General features: G+C 71.8%; 13 protein-coding genes. 8 read left to right on the top strand and 5 right to left on the bottom strand.

The window, feature by feature from the left end; all coding sequences use genetic code 11:
- Nucleotides 1–2: 2 nt before the first annotated feature.
- On the top strand, nucleotides 3–1,001 hold the full coding sequence (locus AC1DWR_RS17735; protein WP_477624894.1) for an SDR family oxidoreductase: 999 nt from the start codon (nucleotides 3–5) through the stop codon (nucleotides 999–1,001).
- A 74-nt stretch (nucleotides 1,002–1,075) separates the two neighbouring features.
- Nucleotides 1,076–1,780, top strand: a complete 705-nt coding sequence (locus AC1DWR_RS17730) for a M50 family metallopeptidase (RefSeq protein WP_477614920.1) — start codon at nucleotides 1,076–1,078, stop codon at nucleotides 1,778–1,780.
- A gap of 24 nt (nucleotides 1,781–1,804) precedes the next feature.
- Here the strand turns inward: AC1DWR_RS17730 and AC1DWR_RS17725 are convergent, their stop codons facing one another.
- Nucleotides 1,805–2,764, bottom strand: a complete 960-nt coding sequence (locus tag AC1DWR_RS17725; protein WP_477614919.1) for a PfkB family carbohydrate kinase — start codon at nucleotides 2,762–2,764, stop codon at nucleotides 1,805–1,807.
- Nucleotides 2,765–2,852: 88 nt separating this feature from the next.
- Between AC1DWR_RS17725 and AC1DWR_RS17720 the strand changes: the two genes are divergently transcribed.
- Both AC1DWR_RS17720 and AC1DWR_RS17715 read left to right on the top strand, forming a co-directional pair.
- A complete protein-coding gene (locus tag AC1DWR_RS17720) occupies nucleotides 2,853–4,232 on the top strand; it encodes a glucose-6-phosphate dehydrogenase (protein WP_477614918.1) in 1,380 nt (459 codons plus the stop codon).
- Nucleotides 4,233–4,353: 121 nt separating this feature from the next.
- A complete protein-coding gene (locus AC1DWR_RS17715) occupies nucleotides 4,354–8,262 on the top strand; it encodes a hypothetical protein (RefSeq protein ID WP_477624893.1) in 3,909 nt (1,302 codons plus the stop codon).
- Nucleotides 8,263–8,343: 81 nt separating this feature from the next.
- On the opposite strand, the gene kynA is transcribed toward AC1DWR_RS17715, so the two are convergent.
- The gene (gene kynA / locus AC1DWR_RS17710; protein ID WP_477624892.1) at nucleotides 8,344–9,198 is read right to left on the bottom strand and encodes a tryptophan 2,3-dioxygenase; all 855 of its coding nucleotides are present in this window, start codon (nucleotides 9,196–9,198) and stop codon (nucleotides 8,344–8,346) included.
- Between the two features lie 75 nt (nucleotides 9,199–9,273).
- Here kynA and AC1DWR_RS17705 point away from each other — a divergent pair, with 75 nt between their 5' ends.
- Together AC1DWR_RS17705 and AC1DWR_RS17700 are read left to right on the top strand one after the other, a co-directional pair.
- The gene (locus AC1DWR_RS17705) at nucleotides 9,274–11,358 is read left to right on the top strand and encodes a PQQ-dependent sugar dehydrogenase (protein ID WP_477624891.1); all 2,085 of its coding nucleotides are present in this window, start codon (nucleotides 9,274–9,276) and stop codon (nucleotides 11,356–11,358) included.
- 94 nt (nucleotides 11,359–11,452) lie between these two features.
- Nucleotides 11,453–13,246 carry an acetyl/propionyl/methylcrotonyl-CoA carboxylase subunit alpha gene (locus AC1DWR_RS17700; RefSeq protein WP_477624890.1) on the top strand — a complete coding sequence of 598 codons (1,794 nt, stop codon included), beginning with the start codon at nucleotides 11,453–11,455 and terminating at the stop codon, nucleotides 13,244–13,246.
- 88 nt (nucleotides 13,247–13,334) lie between these two features.
- Here AC1DWR_RS17700 and AC1DWR_RS17695 read toward each other — a convergent pair whose 3' ends face one another.
- The gene (locus tag AC1DWR_RS17695; RefSeq protein WP_477624889.1) at nucleotides 13,335–13,964 is read right to left on the bottom strand and encodes an antitoxin; all 630 of its coding nucleotides are present in this window, start codon (nucleotides 13,962–13,964) and stop codon (nucleotides 13,335–13,337) included.
- 145 nt (nucleotides 13,965–14,109) lie between these two features.
- Nucleotides 14,110–15,516, bottom strand: coding sequence for an NAD(P)H-quinone dehydrogenase (locus AC1DWR_RS17690; protein WP_477624888.1), 1,407 nt, complete (start codon nucleotides 15,514–15,516; stop codon nucleotides 14,110–14,112).
- A gap of 57 nt (nucleotides 15,517–15,573) precedes the next feature.
- Between AC1DWR_RS17690 and AC1DWR_RS17685 the strand changes: the two genes are divergently transcribed.
- The gene (locus AC1DWR_RS17685) at nucleotides 15,574–16,425 is read left to right on the top strand and encodes a purine-nucleoside phosphorylase (protein ID WP_477624887.1); all 852 of its coding nucleotides are present in this window, start codon (nucleotides 15,574–15,576) and stop codon (nucleotides 16,423–16,425) included.
- A gap of 16 nt (nucleotides 16,426–16,441) precedes the next feature.
- Complete coding sequence (locus tag AC1DWR_RS17680) at nucleotides 16,442–18,154, top strand: phospho-sugar mutase (RefSeq protein ID WP_477624886.1); 1,713 nt, start codon at nucleotides 16,442–16,444, stop codon at nucleotides 18,152–18,154.
- A gap of 87 nt (nucleotides 18,155–18,241) precedes the next feature.
- Here the strand turns inward: AC1DWR_RS17680 and AC1DWR_RS17675 are convergent.
- A partial coding sequence (locus AC1DWR_RS17675; RefSeq protein ID WP_477624885.1) for an HNH endonuclease signature motif containing protein occupies nucleotides 18,242–18,912 on the bottom strand: 671 nt, incomplete at its 5' end.

Here is an 18,912-nt window from a genome sequence, read left to right as displayed (position 1 = left end):
ACATGGCCGCACGCACCGTCCTGTTCATCGGTGGCACCGGCGTGATCAGCTCGGCGTGCGTCGCCGAAGCCGTCACGCAGGGACACCGCGTCACGATCCTCAACCGCGGAACCAGCACCACCCATCCGCCGCACCCCGACGCCGAGGCGCTGCAGGCTGACGTCCGGGACGCGGAAGCAGTGCGGGAGGCCGTCGGCGGCCGCGAGTTCGACGTGGTCGTCGACTTCCTGTCGTTCACGCCGGACCAGGTGCAGCAGCAGCTCGACGAGTTCGCCGCGCGGTCGGGGCAGTACGTCTTCATCAGCTCGGCATCGGCCTACCAGACGCCCCCGTCGCGGCTGCCCGTCACCGAGTCGACTCCGCTGCGCAACCCGTTCTGGCAGTACTCGCGCGACAAGATCGCCTGCGAGGACCTGCTCGTGCGGGCCTACCGGGACGGCGGCCTGCCGGTGACGATCGTCCGGCCGTCGCACACCTACGACCACACCCTGCCGCCCTTCGAGGGTCGCTGGACGGTGGTCGAGCGGATGCGGCAGGGCAAGCCCGTCGTCGTGCACGGCGACGGAACGTCCCTGTGGACCATCACGCACCACACCGACTTCGCGCGGGCCTTCGTCGGGTTGCTGGGCCGTCGTGAGGCGTTCGGCGAGGCGTTCCACATCACGGGCGACGAGGCGCCGACGTGGAACAGGATCTACGCCGACGTCGCCGAGGCCGCAGGGGTGGAGCCACACCTCGTGCACGTGACGTCCGAGGCCATCGCCGCCGTGGACGAGGAGTTCGGCGACAGCCTGCTGGGCGACAAGGCGCACTCGATGGTGTTCGACAACACCAAGATCCGCACGCTCGTGCCCGGCTGGACCGCCCGCGTGCCGTTCCGGCAGGGGGCGCAGGAGATCGTCGACTGGCACGACGCGGATCCCGCCCGCCGGACGGTCGACCAGCAGCTCGACGCCCTGTACGACCGCCTGGTCGAGGCCCACCGTCTTCCCAGCCGGTAGCCCCGAGTCAGGAGGGCTCCCGCACCAGGAGGGCCCCACCCTCGCGCACAGCGACGTCGGCTAGGTTCGCCGCCGTGGACTGGGAACAGGTGCGTGGCCGGATCGAGCCCTCGACGGGTGACGTCGCCCTGAGTGCTCCCGCCGTGACCGTCGCCCTGGTGGCAGCCCTCCTCGTGGTGGCAGTACCCGCCGTCTGGCAGGTCCTGCGGCTCGCGGTGACCCTGGTCCACGAGCTCGGTCACGCCATGGTGGGCCTTGCCGTCGGCCGCCGCTTCACCGGGTTCGTGCTGCGCGGCGACATGTCCGGGCACGCGGTCACCGTCGGTCCGTCGCGTGGTGTGGGTCGGGTGCTCTCGACGTGGGCCGGCTATCCCGCGCCGGCGGTGGTGGGTGCGGCGCTGGTCTGGACCGCGGGTCGCGGGTGGGCGGCCCCGGCCGTCACGCTGGTCGGCGTCGTGCTGCTGGTCGCGCTCGTCCGGGTGCGCTCACTGCTCACTGCGGTGGTGATGCTGGCCGCGTTGGGCGCCACGGCTGCGCTGTGGTGGTGGCGCGACGACGCGGTGCAGGCTCAGGTCCTCGTGGGGTCCGGCATCGTGCTGCTGGTCGGGGCCTGGCGACACCTCGGCGCCGTGCTGCGGACACGTGCCCACTCGAGCGACCCGGCGGTCCTCGCGTCGCTCACCCACGTGCCGCGAGCCGTCTGGAACGGCACGTTCCTCCTCGTCTGCGCCGGCGCATCAGCGCTGGCAGCGGTCGAGGTCGCCGCCGCCTGGCGCTAGCCACCGGCTCGACCCGGTGTCCGCCTACCGATCCTGGAGGGCGAGGAACTCGTCGATCTCGGCAGCCGTCGGCGCGGTCGCCGGGCCACGGCGGGTCACCTTGATCGCCCCTGCCGCGTTGGCCCGCTTCGCCGCCGTCTCCCACTCCAGGCCTGCGGTGCGGCAGGCGACGAGCACGCCGGTGTGGGTGTCTCCCGCACCGTTGGTGTCGACCGCCTCCTGCGGATAGCCCGGCAGGTATGCCGTCTGCCCCCTTTCGCGCAGGTGGCACCCCTTGGGCCCGTCGCGCACGATGGCGACGGCACCCGCGGGCAGACGCCCGGTGAGCGCCTCCACCGAAGCCGCGGGATCGGCGTGCCCCGTGAGCTGCTCGGCCTCCTCGGCGTTGCTGGTCCACACGTTCGTGCGGGCGAGGACGTGCTGTTGCAGCTCGTCGGGCAGGTCGGCGAAGGCAGCGCCCGGGTCGAGGACCACGACGACACCCGTCGCCAGTCCGTCCAGCCACTCCACCAGCGGGTCCCTCGTGCGACCCACGAGCGAGAAGCCACTCACGCAGACCAGGTCCCCGGCCACCGGGGACGAGGTCTGCAGCGACTCGACGCTGATCCGGCGCTCGGCGCCCTGGGTCGTCACGAAGGTGCGTTCCGCACTCGGCTCGACCATCACGAAGCAGATCCCGGTGTCGAGGTCGGTGACAGGTGGGCTGCTCGCGATCACGCCCTCGGCCGCGAGCGCCGACCGGACCAGGTCGCCGTTGGCGCCCGTCCCCACGGCCCCAGCCAGCACAGCCCGGGCCCCCGAACGCGCCGCGGCCACGAGGATGTTGACCGCTCCCCCGGCATACCGCGCATAGGACTGCGCCACCGCGTTGCCACCACGCACCGGCAGCGCCTCGACCACGACCACCTCGTCGACGAGGGCCTGTGCGGTGTGGATGACCCGCGGAGCCGCCGCGCGGTCCGGCGCGCCCTCGTGGGTGCTCATGCTGAGCGAGTATGCCGGGTGGGCGCGTCCGGTGCTCCCCGCGCGACCCATGGCGACCTGATCCCCCTGCCGTGTAATGCTGCACGGCATGGCGACGGCACCGGAGACGACCCTGCTCATCCTCGGCGCAGGGGGCGACCTGACCAGGCGGTTGCTGCTGCCCGGGCTGGCCAGCCTGCTGGTGGTCGAGCCCGAGCGTCGGGTCAGGGTCGTCGGCGCCGACCGCGTCGACATCACCGCCGCCCAGTGGAAGGCCCGCGTCAAGGAGTCGTTCGCCGAGGCCAAGCCACCCGCGACGGTGACCGGCGCGGTGACGAAGCACACGGCATACGTCAAGACCGACCTGCTCGACGAGGCGGCGCTGCGCGAGCTGGTGGCCGGCTGCGGTGCGGGCCCCCTGGTCATCTTCTTCGCGCTACCTCCTCAGGTGACCATGAAGGTCTGTGAGCTGCTCCGGCACGTCGAGCTGCCCGAGGTAACGCGGCTCGCCCTGGAGAAGCCGTTCGGCACCGACCACGCGTCAGCAGTGCACTTCAACGCCCTCCTGCACAAGGTGGTGCCGGAGGAGGACATCTTTCGCATCGACCACTTCCTAGGTGTCGCAACAGTTTTCAACCTCGTTGGCCTTCGGTTCGCCAACCGCGTGCTGGCCCCGATCTGGAGTGCCGAACACATCGAGCGGGTCGAGATCGTCTACGACGAGGACCTTGCTCTCGAAGGGCGGGCCGGGTACTACGACGGCGCCGGGGCGCTCAAGGACATGCTGCAGAGCCACCTGCTCCAGGTGCTCGCGCTCTTCGCGATGGAGTCCATCGCCGCCCTCGACGCCCGTGAGCTCCAGGACCAGAAGGCCCAGGTGCTGCGCGCCACGAGGATCTGGGGCGGCTCACCCAAGCGGTCCTCGCGGCGCGCGCGCTACACCGAGGGAAAGCTCGGCCGCCGGACGGTGCCGGACTACGCCAAGGAGGAGGGCGTCGACCCGAAGCGGTCCACCGAGACGCTCGCGCAGGTCACCCTCGAGGTCGCCAACCAGCGGTGGGCCGGGGTGCCGTTCGTGCTGCGCAGTGGCAAGGCCATGGGCGCGCCGCGCAAGCAGATCGTGGCCCACTTCCGCGACGTCCCGCACCTGCCGACCGGCTTCACCGGCGGCTCCGACGGGGACCTGCTGACCATCGACCTCAAGCCCGGCGCCGTCTCGCTCACTGTGACCATGAACGCCGAGGGCGACCCGGTCGACCTCGAGCAGAAGACCCTGACGGCCGGCCTCGCCGCGCCCCGCATGCAGCCCTACGGGGAGGTACTGGCGCAGATCTTCGACGGCAGCCAGCTGCTGACGGTGCGCGGCGATGCCGCGGAGGAGTGCTGGCGGGTGATGGCACCGGTCATCAAGGCGTGGGCGGACGACAAGGTGCCGTTGGAGACGTATGCCGCGGGGTCGAGCGGCCCCGAAGGCTGGCTCGCGCCCTAGCCTTCTGGCGTCCGAAGGTCCGGATCCGACCGATTCGTCCTCGACCACGCACCGGCCCGGGATATGGTTCCCCGGCCGCTCCGATCCGGGCGGTTGGGGATGGTGGACGGGAACGGCGCGCATGCGAATAGGGGACAGGGCCACGCGGCTGGCGGCCCGGGCGGTCGTGACGGCCGTGGCGGTGGCGGGGACGTGGGTCGGCGTGCCTGCGACGGCGCACGCGGAGGACCCGGTCGTGCGCGACGCCCTCGTCGTCGACCACGTCAACGACTCGTCGTACTACGGACCGGACACTTCGCAGGCCTTGTACGACTCGCTGCGCGGGAACGCGCCAGTGGTCTCGGCCACTGCGACCCCCGGCGGGGTGCGACTGACGCGGCCCACCGATGCCCGGACCGGACCGGGGATCGAGGTGATCCCGGACTCGACGGGCCGCCTCACGGTGGGTTCGTTCCGTCCCACGAGCTACCTCCCGGGCGGGACGAGAACCCAGCCGGTCGTCCGGGTGGTGTCGCCACCGAGCTTCTGCACCACCCTGAGCTCGGCCCCCGGCCGGCTCGAGGTGGAGGACGTCGAGTACGCCGCAGACGGAGTCCTCACGAGCCTGTCTGCGTCGTACCAGATGTCCTGCTCAGGCGGTGGCACGCTCTCCGGCATCGTGCGGGTCGCCAGTACGCGCGGCTACACCTCCGGCGCCTCGGCGGCCGTGAAGCTGGGGAGGGTCACTGCAGGGTCGCGGTCGGCCCGGCTCATGACCCTGCGCAACACCGGCACCGAGCCACTCCCCCTGGGCGACGCGACCCCGGCCACGATGGCCGCCGACCAGCCTCGCCTCGAGGTCGTCGCGGGCACCGACACCTGCTCCGGGCAGACCCTCGCGGCGGGCGCGCAGTGCACCCTCACGGTCGAGTACGTCGACGACGGCATCCCCGGTGGGGGCTATCCCGCGTGGCTCGCCATCCCGGCCCCGACCCTCTACACCGGCCTGCTCCGGGTGGGCGTGTCCGTTGCCGAGGTCGTCTACCCTCCACTCGCCCCCACGAACGTCGTGGCCGACGCCGGGTACGACGGGGTGCGCCTGCGCTGGTCGACCGACTCGACCAGCCCACCGCCCGAGAAGTGGCGAGTGCGCCGCGTGGACGGCGCCGAGCCCGTCGTCGTTGCGGAGGTCTCCAGCCCGGGCTTCGTCGACACCACGCTCGCCAAGGGGGAGCGCGCCACCTACACGGTTGCCGCCGTGAACCTGGCCGGCGAGGTCGTCGGCGAGCCCGTCACGGTCGCCCGCCCGGACCTGCCCGACCTGCCCACACCCGGCGGGCGGTCCGCCGTCGTGGTGGAGGGCCTGATGGCCGTCACGGTGGTCGACACGATGGCCGGGGGGACGGTCACGTCCAGGGCGCCGGTCTCGAACGCCTACGCGACGACCCTCATCGCGGGCAACTCCTCTCTCGACCTGCCGCGCTACCCCGGACCCGGCACCTACCCGCTGGCTGCCGACACGGCATACCCACTGAACCTGTCGACGGTCCCGTCGGGCTGCTCGACCCCGACGGGCACCGTGGACGTGCGCGAGGCGTGGGTGCGGGCCGACGGGACGGTCGACCGCCTGGACGCCGACGTGCACGCCACCTGCGGCACTGCCCCGCTCGAGCTCCAGCTTCGCGTGGGCTCGGACGCGTCGTACCGCGCCGTCCAGGTCTCGCCGGTGAGCAGCGCCACCAGGCTCCTCGAAGCCGTCGTGGGTGAGTCCTCGACGCCGCTCGAGGTCCGGGTCCAGAACGTCGGCAGCGTCACCACCTCCGTGGGCGCTCCGCACCTGTCGGGCACGGGGGCAGGCGAGTTCGTCACGGACTCCGACTGCCCGGCTTCGCTCGACCCACAGGCCAGCTGCATGGTCGACGTCGTCTTCCGCCCCCACGCGACCGGGAACGTCGACAACGTCCCGGTCGTCGTGCCCGTCGGAACGCCAGTGGGCTCCCAGGAGCTCGTGGTCTCGGGCCTCGCATCCGGTGCGCCCGGGTCGTGGCGTCCCGACGTGAGCGGGCTTCTGGACCGAGCGCTCGTCCACTGGGACGTCGGCGGCGACGGACTGTCACCCCTGACGGGCATTGCCGTCGAGCGCGCCACCGGCGATGGCGCCTTCGTCGCGATGGCGCAGCTGCCGGCCGACACCTTCTCCTGGGTCGACACGACGGTTGTCCCTGGCACCACGTACCGGTACCGCCTCGTCGCGACGAACCAGTACGGCAGCACGCCCAGCAACGACGCCGACATCGCCACCCTCGTCGCCCCGGACGAGGAGCTCGTCGTCGCATCGACCCAGGACTCCTCCCCCACCGGCGACCTCTGGTCGGCACCCGTTGCCACGGGACGGCCGTACGCCCTGGGCACCGGCCAGGACACCGACCTGCCGGTCGTCTCGCCGGACGGCCGCTCACTGACCTACGTGGTCTACGACGAGACGGGCGACGCCGGCCTCTGGGTCAGGTCGCTCGTCGGTAGTCCGTCCCCTCGGGTGCTCGTGGACAGCTCCACGGCCGACGAGCTCGACCCGACGTGGAGTCCGGACGGCTCCAAGGTCTGCTACTCGCGGCTCACCACGACGACCGTGGCCGTGTGGTGCGTCGGCACGGGCACGGGTGCGGTGCCGGCGGCCTTCCCGGGCGCCGGTCTGACGGTGGAGCCGACGTTCCTACCCGACACCAGCCGCCTCCTCGTCACCGACGTGACGGTGGGGGGCGTGCTCTCCCTGGACTCCACGGGCAAGCGCACTCCCGTCACCGGCACCGAGCTGGGCTCCTGGCCCGCCGTCTCCCCGCTGGGCGACCGCCTCGCCTTCGTCACCACCGACGACTCCGGCTACGACCACGTCTGGACCGTGCCGACGGCAGGTGGGGCGCGCCAGGAGGTCGCCAGGGCCTCCGACGTCTACACCATCTACGACCGGCCGGTGTGGTCTCCCGGAGGCGACGCCCTCGTCGTGCCCACCTACCAGCCCTACTCGGGGCAGAACGTGCTGTTGTGGCGTCCGAACGCTCCTCTGGCCGAGCGCCTCACGACGATCAACCCCGCGCACACGAACGACATCTCAGCGGTCGCGTGGCGCAGGCTCGACACGGCCGCGCCGTCGATCAGCTTCCCCGCAGCGCCCGCCAAGACGTCCGGCTCCGCACGGATCCCCGTTCGGGTCACCGACGACACCGTGCCGGTCGGCGGCATCACCGTTGCCTGCTCGGTGGACGGAAAGGCGGTGCCGCGGTGCGCCAGCGGGTATGCCGGCACGCTTGCGGCGGGGACGCACACCCTCACGGTGACGGCCACGGACCCGCACGGCCACACGTCGACCGCCTCCTACCGCTGGATCGTCGACACGGCAGCGCCCACCGTCTCCGTGACGGCCCTGCCCGCCCTGGTCCTCACCGGGACCTTCGCGGTCCGGTACGCCGCCACGGACGCGAGCGGGGTCGCGAGCTACGACGTCCGCTACCGCTCCGCCTCGAGCTCCGCCTCCTCCTTCTCGGCGTGGAGCCAGCCGACGGTGTGGACGAAGGTGACAGCGACCAGCCAGGTCGTGACGCCGAAAGCGGGCTACGAGTACTGCTTCTCGGCGCGAGCCCGCGACAAGGTCGGAAACACGTCCGCATGGTCGACGGAACGATGCACAGCACGTCCGCTCGACGACCGCTCCCTCTCGACCACGACCTCGGGATGGACGCGCGCGGCGTCGTCCACGGCATACGCCGGAACGCTGACCCGGACGACGACGGTGGGTGCGAAGCTGACCCGGTCAGCGGGCGCCTTCCGGCGGGTCGCCGTGGTGGCGACGACCTGCTCCACCTGTGGCTCTGTGGAGGTGTACGTGGGCTCGACCCGGATCGGGACGGTGAGCCTCTGGTCCTCGACGACGAAGACCAGGCAGACGAAGTCCTTGCCGGTCCTCACGTCGGCGCGCTCGGGGACGGTGACCCTGCGCGCGACCACGAAGGGGAGGTCGGTCCAGGTGGACGGGCTGCTCCTGCGGAAGACCTGAGCGGGGGATCCGAGCCCTTCGAGACCCGGCACGCGGCAGGTCGGTGCGTGGCGAAGGGTCGACGAGGCGGCCCGCTAGCAGTCAGACGCGGGTGCGCACTGAGTAGAGCTCGGGGAAGAAGGTCAGGTCGAGGGCACGGCGCAGGAAGTCGACGCCGGACGAGCCTCCGGTGCCCTTCTTGTGGCCGATGGTGCGGGTGACCACCTGCAGGTGCCGGAACCGCCACTGCTGGAAGTTGTCCTCGAGGTCGACGAGCTCCTCGCAGGTCTCGTAGACGCCCCAGTGCTCGCTCGGGCTGGCATAGACCGATGCGAACGTGTCGACGAGCTCGTCGTTCTCCCGATAGGGCTGGGTGAAGTCGCGCTCGAGCTGCTCGGAGGGCACGGCATACCCGCGGCGGGCGAGGTAGCGCAGGAACTCGTCGTAGAGGCTGGGCTCGACCAGCAGCTCGGCGAGCAGGTCGCGCGCCACCGGGTCGTGCTCGAAAACCGTGACCATGTCGGCGTTCTTGTTGCCGAGCAGGAACTCGACGGCGCGGTACTGCCAGGACTGGAAGCCCGAGCTGGTCGCCAGGAAGGGCCTGATCTCGGCGTACTCACTCGGCGTCAGGGTGGCGAGCACCGACCACTGGTCGGTGAGGATCTCCTGGATGCGCTTGACCCGCGCCAGCCGCTTGAGGGCGGGCGCCAGGTCGTCGGTGGTGAGCAGGGCCCGGGCTGAGCGCAGCTCGTGCAGCATCAGCTTGAGCCACAGCTCGGAGGTCTGGTGCTGGATGATGAAGAGCAGCTCGTCGTGCTGCGCCGGCTCGCTCCGCGGGTGCTGCGCCGTGAGGAGCTGGTCCAGTCCCAGGTAGTCGCCGTAGGACATCGCAGCCGAGAAGTCCCGCTGCACACCCTCTTCGATCTCCCGCACCGCCCGTGCGTCGTCACCGCTCATGGCGCCACCCTATGGCGCCGCGAAGCTCCTCCTGACAACAGGCCGAGGTCGTGCGGCGGGGGTACCGTCCCCAGCATGGACTCTGTACGTTCGGTTGCGGTTCGTCCGGTCGCGGCACGTTCGGTTGCGGCGCGTTCGGTTGCGGTGCGCAAGGACGCAGTCCGCAGGGTCGCCGTGCGAGTGTGTGCGGGACTCGCGTCAACGGCCTGCCTGGTCACCCCCACGGTGGCACCGCAGGTCGCGGCAGCCGCAGAACCCGCGCCAGGCGTCCAGGTGACCACCTTCACCACCGGGCTCACCCTCCCTTGGGACCTGGCGGTGCTCCCCGACGGGTCGGTGCTGTTCACCGAGCGGGGCGGCGCCACGAGGCTGCGGCGCACGAACGGCTCGGTGCAGACCGTGGCCACCAACCAGTCGGACCTGTTCGTCGGATCGGAGTCCGGGCTGATGGGGCTCACCCTGGATCCCTCGTTCGCGAGCAACCGCCTCTACTACACCTGCCAGGCCTCCAAGGGGACCGGCACGTCCGCGGTGGACATCCGCGTGCTGCGCTGGCTCCTTGCTGCCGATGGCACGTCGGCGACTCGCAGCGGGGCCCCGGTGCTGACCGGCATACCCATCACGACGGGGCAGCACGGCGGGTGCCGGCTGCGCAACGCGCCGGACGGCACCCTTCACGTCGGCACGGGCGACGCGATCACCGGGCCGGCCCCTCAGAGCCTGACGTCCCTGGGGGGCAAGACGTTGCGGGTCAACAGGGACGGCACCGCGCCCACGAGCAACCCGTTCTACGGCGAGGGCGGGAATGCTCGGTTCATCTACACGTACGGCCACCGCAATGTGCAGGGCCTGGCACTGCGCCCGGGCACCTCCCAGATGTGGAGCGCCGAGCACGGGCCGGACGTCGACGACGAGGTCAACCTGCTGAGCAGCGGCGGCAACTACGGCTGGGACCCGGACGGCGCCACGCACAACTACGACCAGTCGGTCCCGATGACCGACACCGTCACGTACCCCGCGGCGATTCGCGCGAAGTGGCGGTCCGGCAGCCCGACGGTCGCCACGAGCGGAGCCACTTTCCTCACCGGGGCGGCCTGGGGTCGGTGGGAAGGCGCGCTCGCGGTCGCGGAGCTGAAGAACCAGGGTGTCCGGGTCCTCTCCCTGACGCCGGACGGGCGCGTGATCGGCAACGAGCAGCTGAGCAAGCTCGATGACACGATCGGCCGGATCCGCACCGTCCAGAGTGCCGCCGGCGGCGCGGTCTACGTCAGCACCAGCAACGGCGGCGGGAACGACCGCATCTCACGGGTCGACCCGGTCGCCCCCGCACTGACGCGGTGGTCCCCCGGCCTCGACGTCTCGCCCAGCGGGGTCGCGACGGTGCTTCGCGGGTCAGCGGTGACCGCCTTCGTGCGTGGCACGGACAACCGTGTCTGGTACACGACCCAGTCCGCCGCCGGTGGCGCCTTCAGCGGTTTCCGGTTCATTCCCGGCACGATCGCCTCGGCCCCGGCGGCCGTGACCTGGGGTGGGTCACGGGTCGACCTCTTCGCCAAGGGCAGCAACGGCCACCTCCTGCACACGTACTCCACCGGCGGCGCCTACCACGCGTGGGAGGACGTCGGCGGCGCGCTGACCAGCGCTCCCTCGGCTGCCTCCCTGAGCACCGGCACGATCGACATCGTCGCCCGCACGACCGGGGATGCGCTGTCGCGGATCCGGTGGGACGGCGCTCGCTGGACCCCGTGGACCCAGGTCGGCGGCGTGTTGTCCGCCGCGCCCGCCGCGAGCGCGGACCGTGCCGCCGGGACCGTCTCGGTGGTCGTCCGTGGCACCAACGGGCAGATCTTCCGCGTCGTGCTGTCCGCGACAGGAGTCGCGGGCGGGTTCACCAACCTCGGTCGGCTGACGTGGTCCGGGCCGACCCTGGCACAGGGCCCCACGCCCGTCATGGTCAGCCGGAACGGCCAGACGCCGGTGATCACCCAGGGCAGCTTCGCCACAGCCATCGGTGGGCTGCTGAGCGGCGCGCCGGCCGTCACCAGCCGCTCCGCCACGAGCTACGTCGTGCTCGGCCGCGGGACCGACAACGCCCTGTACGCCTATGACGGTCGCGGCGGTCACTACACCTGGTCGAAGGTGGGTGGCGTCCTCAGCTGAGCCCGCCGAGTGCTGACGAGGCCGCCCCACGGGTGGGCGAGACCACACCCGCAGGGTGGCAGTGCCGTCGCGGAAACGGGCTAGGCTCCCGCGCATGGCGCCCATTTCCGAGTCGACGACGAAGCCGATCTCCAAGGTCCTGATTGCCAACCGTGGCGAGATCGCCGTGCGCATCGCCCGCGCGTGCGCGGACAGTGGCATCGGTTCCGTTGCCGTGTATGCCGATCCGGACCGCGACGCCCTGCACGTCAAGGTCGCGGACGAGGCCTACGCGCTCGGGGGCACCACCCCCGGCGACTCCTACCTCGTGCAGGAGAAGCTGCTCGCCGTGGCCCGCAAGGCCGGTGCCGACGCCGTCCACCCGGGCTACGGCTTCCTTGCCGAGAACGCCTCCTTCGCCCAGGCCGTCATGGACGCCGGGCTGCGGTGGATCGGCCCTTCTCCCGCCGCGATCGACTCCCTCGGTGACAAGGTCAAGGCCCGCCACATCGCCGCCCGCGCCAACGCCCCCCTCGTGCCCGGCACCGCCGACCCGGTGGACACCGCGGACGAGATCGTCGCCTTCGCCAAGGAGCACGGCCTGCCCGTGGCCATCAAGGCGGCCTTCGGTGGTGGCGGTCGCGGACTGAAGGTCGCGCGCACCATCGAGGAGATCCCCGAGCTGTTCGACTCCGCCACCCGTGAGGCCGTCGCGGCGTTCGGTCGCGGCGAGTGCTTCGTCGAGCGCTACCTCGACAAGCCGCGCCACGTCGAGACCCAGTGCCTGGCCGACACCCACGGCAACGTCGTCGTCGTCTCGACCCGCGACTGCTCGTTGCAGCGCCGTCACCAGAAGCTCGTCGAGGAGGCCCCCGCGCCGTTCCTGTCCGACGAGCAGAACGCCGAGCTGGTTCGCGCCTCCAAGGCGATCCTCACCGAGGCCGGCTACACCGGCGCCGGGACCTGCGAGTTCCTCGTCGGCCAGGACGGCACCATCTCCTTCCTCGAGGTCAACACCCGCCTACAGGTCGAGCACCCGGTCACCGAGGAGGTCACCGGCATCGACCTGGTCCGCGAGCAGTTCCGCATCGCCAACGGCGAGGAGCTGGGCTACGACGACCCCGCACCCACCGGCCACTCGTTCGAGTTCCGCATCAACGGCGAGGACGCCGGTCGAGGCTTTCTGCCCGCCCCCGGTGTCGTGACGGTCTTCGAGCCGCCGTCGGGCCCGGGCGTGCGCCTGGACTCCGGCGTCGTCGCCGGCGACGTCATCGGCGGGGCGTTCGACTCGATGCTGGCCAAGCTCATCGTGACCGGTCACGACCGGCACCAGGCCCTGGAGCGGTCGCGGCGCGCGCTGGCCGAGTTCACCGTCGACGGCATGCCGACGGTCCTGCCGTTCCACCGCGTCATCGTGTCCGACCCCGCCTTCGCCCCCGAGGGCGACAAGCCGTTCTCGGTGCACACCCGGTGGATCGAGACCGAGTTCGACAACCAGATCGAGGCCTACTCCGGCACCGTGGCGCAGGCCCCCGAGGAGGACGGCGAGCGTCAGAGCGTCGTCGTCGAGGTCGGCGGCAAGCGCCTGGAGGTCGTCCTGCCCGGCGGGCTGTCGCTCGGTGGCGGCTCCAGCGCGGCGAAGAAGAAGGCCCCGCGCCGCTCCGGCGGGTCCAAGACCGGCGCCGCCGCGTCCGGTGACTCCCTCACCGCCCCCATGCAGGGCACCATCGTCAAGATCGCCGTCGAGGAAGGCCAGGAGGTCGCCGCCGGCGAGCTCGTCGTCGTCCTCGAGGCGATGAAGATGGAGCAGCCGATCAACGCCCACAAGGCCGGCACCATCACCGGCCTCGTCGCCGAGGTCGGCCAGACCGTGACCAACGGCGCCGTCATCGCCGAGATCAAGGACTGACCACCCGGCATACCCAGCACTGGCCAGAAACCCGGAGCGGCGCCACCTCCCAGCCGGGAGACGGCGCCGCTGTCGTATGCCGGTTCGCTCAGCTCCGCCCGAACGGCGGGAGCTCCTTGGTGCCGCCGTCGCCCGTGTCGGTCTCGACGTCGGGGCCGGGTTCGGGGATGTTGCCGGTGCCGGGCTCGTCGCTGGGGACCTGCACCGGTCCGCTGTCGGGAACCTGCGAGGGATCGAGCGGGCCACCGGGCTGCCCAGGCTGCTGCGGCTCCCCCGGCGTCAGGGGGCCGTCTCCGGAAGCAGGTTCCTGAGGGTCGCCGGTGGACGGCGCCGGGTTGGGAGCCGGCGTCGGCTCGGGCACAGTCTCGGGCACAGTCTCAGGCGCCGGCTCGGGCGAGGGCTCAGGCGCCGGCTCTGGCGAGGGCTCAGGCGCCGGCTCTGGCACGGACGCGGGCTCCGGCTCCGGGGTGGGGGCGGGCGCCGGCTCGCGATCCGGCTCGGGCGCGGGCTCGGGATCCGGCTCGGGCGCGGGCTCCGGGGTCTGCTCCGGCAGGCCCAGCTGGTCACGCAGGGCGTCACCACCCTTGTCGACCTGGTCGGCGTACTTGCCTCCGGTCTGCTTGTCGATGAGGTCTTCGACCTTGTCGATGGCAGAGTCCGCCTGCTGCGGATTGCCCTTGGCGAGGTCCTTGATCTTGTCCAGCCAACCGCCTGCCATGCCCACGCCCCTCTCTCGGGAACTTCAGTGTCGACGCGTCGTAGTCGGCGCATCGCAACACCCTCACCCCGGACACTACCCACGAACGTGGGGGAACGGCCGGACGAGGCGCGACGCGTGAGATCAGTCGGAGGTCAGTCGGAGGTCAGTCGCGTTGGTGCAGCTGGCGAGCCGCCTCGGCCACGGATCCGGACAGCGACGGGTAGACGGTGAAGGTGCCCGCCAGCTGGTCGACCGTCAGCCCGTGCTGCACAGCCAGGGTCACCGGGTAGATCAGCTCCGACGCTCGAGGAGCGACCACCACGCCGCCCACGACCGTGCCGCCGCCCTTGCGGGCGAACAGCTTGACGAAGCCGTCGGTGATGCCCTGCATCTTGGCGCGCGGGTTGGTGGCGAGCGGGAGCATCACCGACGTCGCGTCGACGGTGCCCTCGTCGAGGTCCTTCTGGGAGAACCCGACGGTGGCGATCTCGGGGTCGGTGAAGATGTTGGCCGACACGGCCCGCAGGTTGAGCGGGGCCACCGCGTCACCCAGGGCGTGCGCCATGGCGATCCGGCCCTGCATGGCGGCCACCGACGCGAGGGGCAGCACCCCGGTGCAGTCGCCCGCGGCATACACCCCTCGCACGGAGGTGCGGGAGACCTTGTCGACGACCACGTGTCCGGACTCGCTCACGGCCACGCCGACGTCCTCGAGGCCGATGTCGGAGGTCTGCGGGACCGAACCGACCGCGAGCAGCGCGTGGCTGCCCTCGACCTCTCGGCCGTCCTCGAGCCGGACCACCACGCCGGACGCGGTCCGGGACACCGACGCCATCCGCGAGCGCCCGAGCACGTCCATGCCCCTCTTGCGGAACACGTCCTCGATGACGGCGGCCGCGTCGGCGTCCTCGCCCGGGAGGACCCGGTCACGCGACGACACGAGGGTGACGCGCGACCCGAGCCCGAGGTAGGCCTGGGCCAGCTCGGCACCGGTGACACCTGACCCGACGACCACCAGGTGCTCGGGGAGCTCGGCCAGGGTGTAGATCTGTTGCCAGGTGAGGATGCGTTCGCCGTCGGGCTGGGCCGTCGGGACCACGCGGGGAGTCGCGCCGGTGGAGATGAGCACCACGTCTGCGGTCAGGGTCTCCGTGGTCCCGTCGGCGAGGGTTGCCACCACCTCGCCGGCAGCGAGCAGGCGACCGGTGCCGGACAACACCCTGACGCCGTCACCCGCGAGCCGCGCGCCGATGTCGCGGGACTGCGCTGCGGCCAGGGCCAGGATCCGGCGGTTCACCGCCGTCAGCTCGGCGACCGAGTCGGAGACCTCGTCGCCCTCGTGGTCCTCGAGGTGCACGCCGAGGTCGGATGCGGTCTCGAACTGGCTCATGAAGTCGGCCGTCGAGATGAGGGTCTTGGACGGCACGCAGTCGGTCAGCACCGCGGCGCCGCCGACCCCGTCTCGCTCGACGACCGTCACGGTGGCACCCAGGTGGGCGGCCACCAGCGCGGCCTCGTAGCCACCGGGGCCACCGCCGAGGATCACTACGGAGGCTTTGGGCGCGTTCACGAGCCCTATCCAACCATCCGAAGAGCCGTCCCCTCGCAGCGTCGGTAGTCTTCGAGCGTGACTGAGCAGCGCAGCCCGTCCGCGGGCCATCCAGACCTGGCAGACCCCTCGACGGACCCGTTCGAGGTGGCCCGGGCCGCCGCAGCGGTCATCGCCGAACGCAGCGGCGCGGCGCGGCACGACGTGGCGCTCGTCCTCGGCTCGGGCTGGGGACAGACCGGCGACCTCATCGGCGAGACGCTTGCCACGATCGACAACGCCGACGTCCCGGGCTTCGCCAAGGCCGCCGTCGCCGGGCACAGCGGCACGATGCGCTCGGTCGCGATCGCCGACACCGGTCGCCGCGCGCTGGTCTACGGCACCCGGACCCACTTCTACGAGGGCAAGGGCGTGCGGGCCGTGGTTCACGCCGTCCGCACCGCGGCGGCAGCCGGCTGCAAGACCATCGTCCTGACCAACGGCTGTGGTGGACTCAACCCCGCCTGGGCTCCCGGCACCCCGGTGCTCATCCGCGACCACCTCAACCTGACGGCGACGTCCCCCATCGAGGGCGCGAACTTCGTCGACCTCACCGACCTCTACTCGCCGCGGCTGCGTGACCTCGCCCGGGCCGTCGATCCTGACCTCGACGAGGGCGTCTACGTCCAGTTCCGCGGGCCCCACTACGAGACGCCTGCCGAGGTGCAGATGGCCAAGGTGCTGGGCGGCGACCTCGTCGGCATGTCCACCACCCTCGAGGCGATCGCCGCCCGCCAGGCGGGGCTCGAGGTCCTCGGCATCTCGCTGGTCACCAACCTGGCAGCCGGGATCAGTGACCAACCCTTGTCCCACGAGGAGGTCATCGAAGCCGGCCAGGCCGCAGCCGAACGCTGCGGCAAGCTGCTCGCCGCCGTCGTCGCCACCATCTGAGAGAGGACGTCCAACCATGACGTATGCCGCGCGACACGGCCGCGGAGCCACCTCGCCCTCCGCTTCCGAGGCGCACGCACAGGAGCTGATCGACGCCGCGCAGGCCTGGGTCGACGACGACCCCGACCACGAGACCCGAGTCGAGCTGGGCGACGTCCTCGCCAAGGCCAAGAAGGGCGACCAGGCCGCCGTCGACGACCTCGCCGACCGGTTCTCGGGGATGCTCGAGTTCGGCACCGCCGGGCTTCGCGGCGCCCTCGGCGCCGGTCCCAACCGGATGAACCGCTCCGTGGTGATTCGTGCGGCCGCCGGCCTCACGGCATACGTCCAGGCCCTGAAGCCCGAACCGTTCGTGGTCGTGGGTTACGACGCCCGCAAGAACTCCGACGTCTTCGCCCGCGACACCGCGGCCGTCGTGGTCGGGGCGGGGGGTCGCGCCGCGATCCTTCCCTCGCCGCTGCCGACCCCGGTGCTCGCCTACGCGATCCGCTTCCTCGGAGCCGACGCCGGCGTGATGGTGACCGCCAGCCACAACCCGCCCGAGGACAACGGCTACAAGGTCTACCTCGGGGACGGTTCGCAGATCGTGCCGCCGTCCGACGCCGGCATCGCCGCACAGATCGCGCGCGTCACCGCGGTCGCGGACGTCCCCCTGGCCAAGGACGGGTGGGAGACCCTCGGAGACGGCGTGCTCGCCGCCTACCTCGAGGACGTCGTCACCGTGGTGGCCGCCGACACCCCGCGCGACGTCACCGTCGTGCACACAGCACTGCACGGTGTCGGGTCCGAGACGGTGGCCAAGGCCTTCGTGCAGGCGGGGTATGCCGCGCCGATCCCGGTCGCCAGCCAGGCGGAGCCGGACCCGATGTTCCCGACGGTGCACTTCCCCAACCCGGAGGAGCCCGGTGCGATGGACGCCGCGCTCGAGCTGGCCGAGCAGACGGGCCCGGACGTCGTCATCGCCAACGACCCCGACGCGGACCGCTGCGCCGTGGCGGTGCCCGGTCCCGGCGGCTGGCGGATGCTGCGCGGCGACGAGGTCGGGGTTCTGCTGGGGGCGCACATCCTCGCCCGCGGCGTCGACGACGATGCCGTCTTCGCGAACTCGATCGTGTCGTCGCGGCTCCTCGCGGCGATGGCCAAGGCGGCCGGGGTGCGGCACGAGGAGACGCTGACCGGTTTCAAGTGGATCTCCCGTGTGGAGGGGCTGCGCTACGGCTACGAGGAGGCGCTGGGCTACTGCGTCGACCCGCCCCACGTGCGCGACAAGGACGGCGTCAGCGCCGCCCTGGTCGTGGCTGAGATGACCGCGACCCTCAAGTCGGAAGGGCGGTCGCTGACCGACCTGCTCGACGACCTGGCGGTCGAGCACGGGGTGCACGCCACGGACGCGCTGGCCGTGCGAGTGGCGGACCTGTCCCTGATCGGCACCGTCATGACCCGGCTCCGCGACAACCCACCCGAGGAGGTGGCAGGCATCCCCGTCTCGCGGGCCGACGACCTCGCGGTGGGCAGCGAGGCCCTCCCGCCGACCGATGGATTGCGCTACTACCTCGAGGACAACTCGCGGATCATCGTGCGCCCCTCGGGCACCGAGCCCAAGCTCAAGGTCTACCTCGAGGTCATCGAGCCCGTCGCGAGTGCGGAGTCGTTGCGGGACTCACGGGCCGTCGCCGCCACCCGGCTCGGCGAGATCAAGAAGGCCATGGAGGCCCTCACCGCCGTCTGATTGGGTGTCCGCGTGCGCCAGCCGGCTGAGGCCTTGCCCGACGGGCATGCCAGCGGGCCCGCCGGGGTTGCGGGCTGTGGGGCGTGGTCATGGTCGCCAAGGTGGGGATGCAGTTGACCTGACCGTGAGCCAGTGGTCGTAGGCGCCCGCTGTCAGGTCCCACTGGACCCGGCCGTCGGTGAGCTCGGCGTGGTAGCCGTTGCGGTGCACGATCGTGTGGTGCCGCCCGCACAACAGGGCGGCGTTGGTCAGGTCCGTGGCTCCGCCGTCGGCCCAGTGCCGCAGGTGGTGTCCGTCGCACCAGGACGCCGGCACGGTGCAGTCGGGGAAGGTGCACCCGCCGTCACGCAACCACAACGCCCGCAGCTGGGCGGAGGTGAACAGCCGGAACCTGCGGCCCAGGTCCAGGATCTGCCCGTCGGTGCCCAGCACCACCGGCACGACCCCSGCGTCACACGCGATCCGSCGGACCGTSTCCGGCCCGATCAGGGTGCCCGCCTCCCCCGACCCGAACACGGTCGCGGCGTTCGACCGGGCCACCAGGTCCTCCAGCGACACGGTCACGAACAGCTCCGCCTTGGGGGTGGTCGCCACCCCACCGGCCGAGGCCACCCCGCGGCGCAGCACCTCCACCAGGGCGTCCATCCGCCGCTGCCCCGACGGCCGCCGGTCCGGCTCACCCTGCGCCGGCCGGGGCGCCGACAGTCCCTGCACGGCGGCCTCGATGACCGCCTTCGCCTCGGCGTCGACCACCATCG

The organism is Pedococcus sp. P2_E2 (assembly GCF_056403955.1).
Note: the sequence above shows the minus strand (reverse complement) of the source record. Positions and strands in the feature narration are given on the sequence as shown.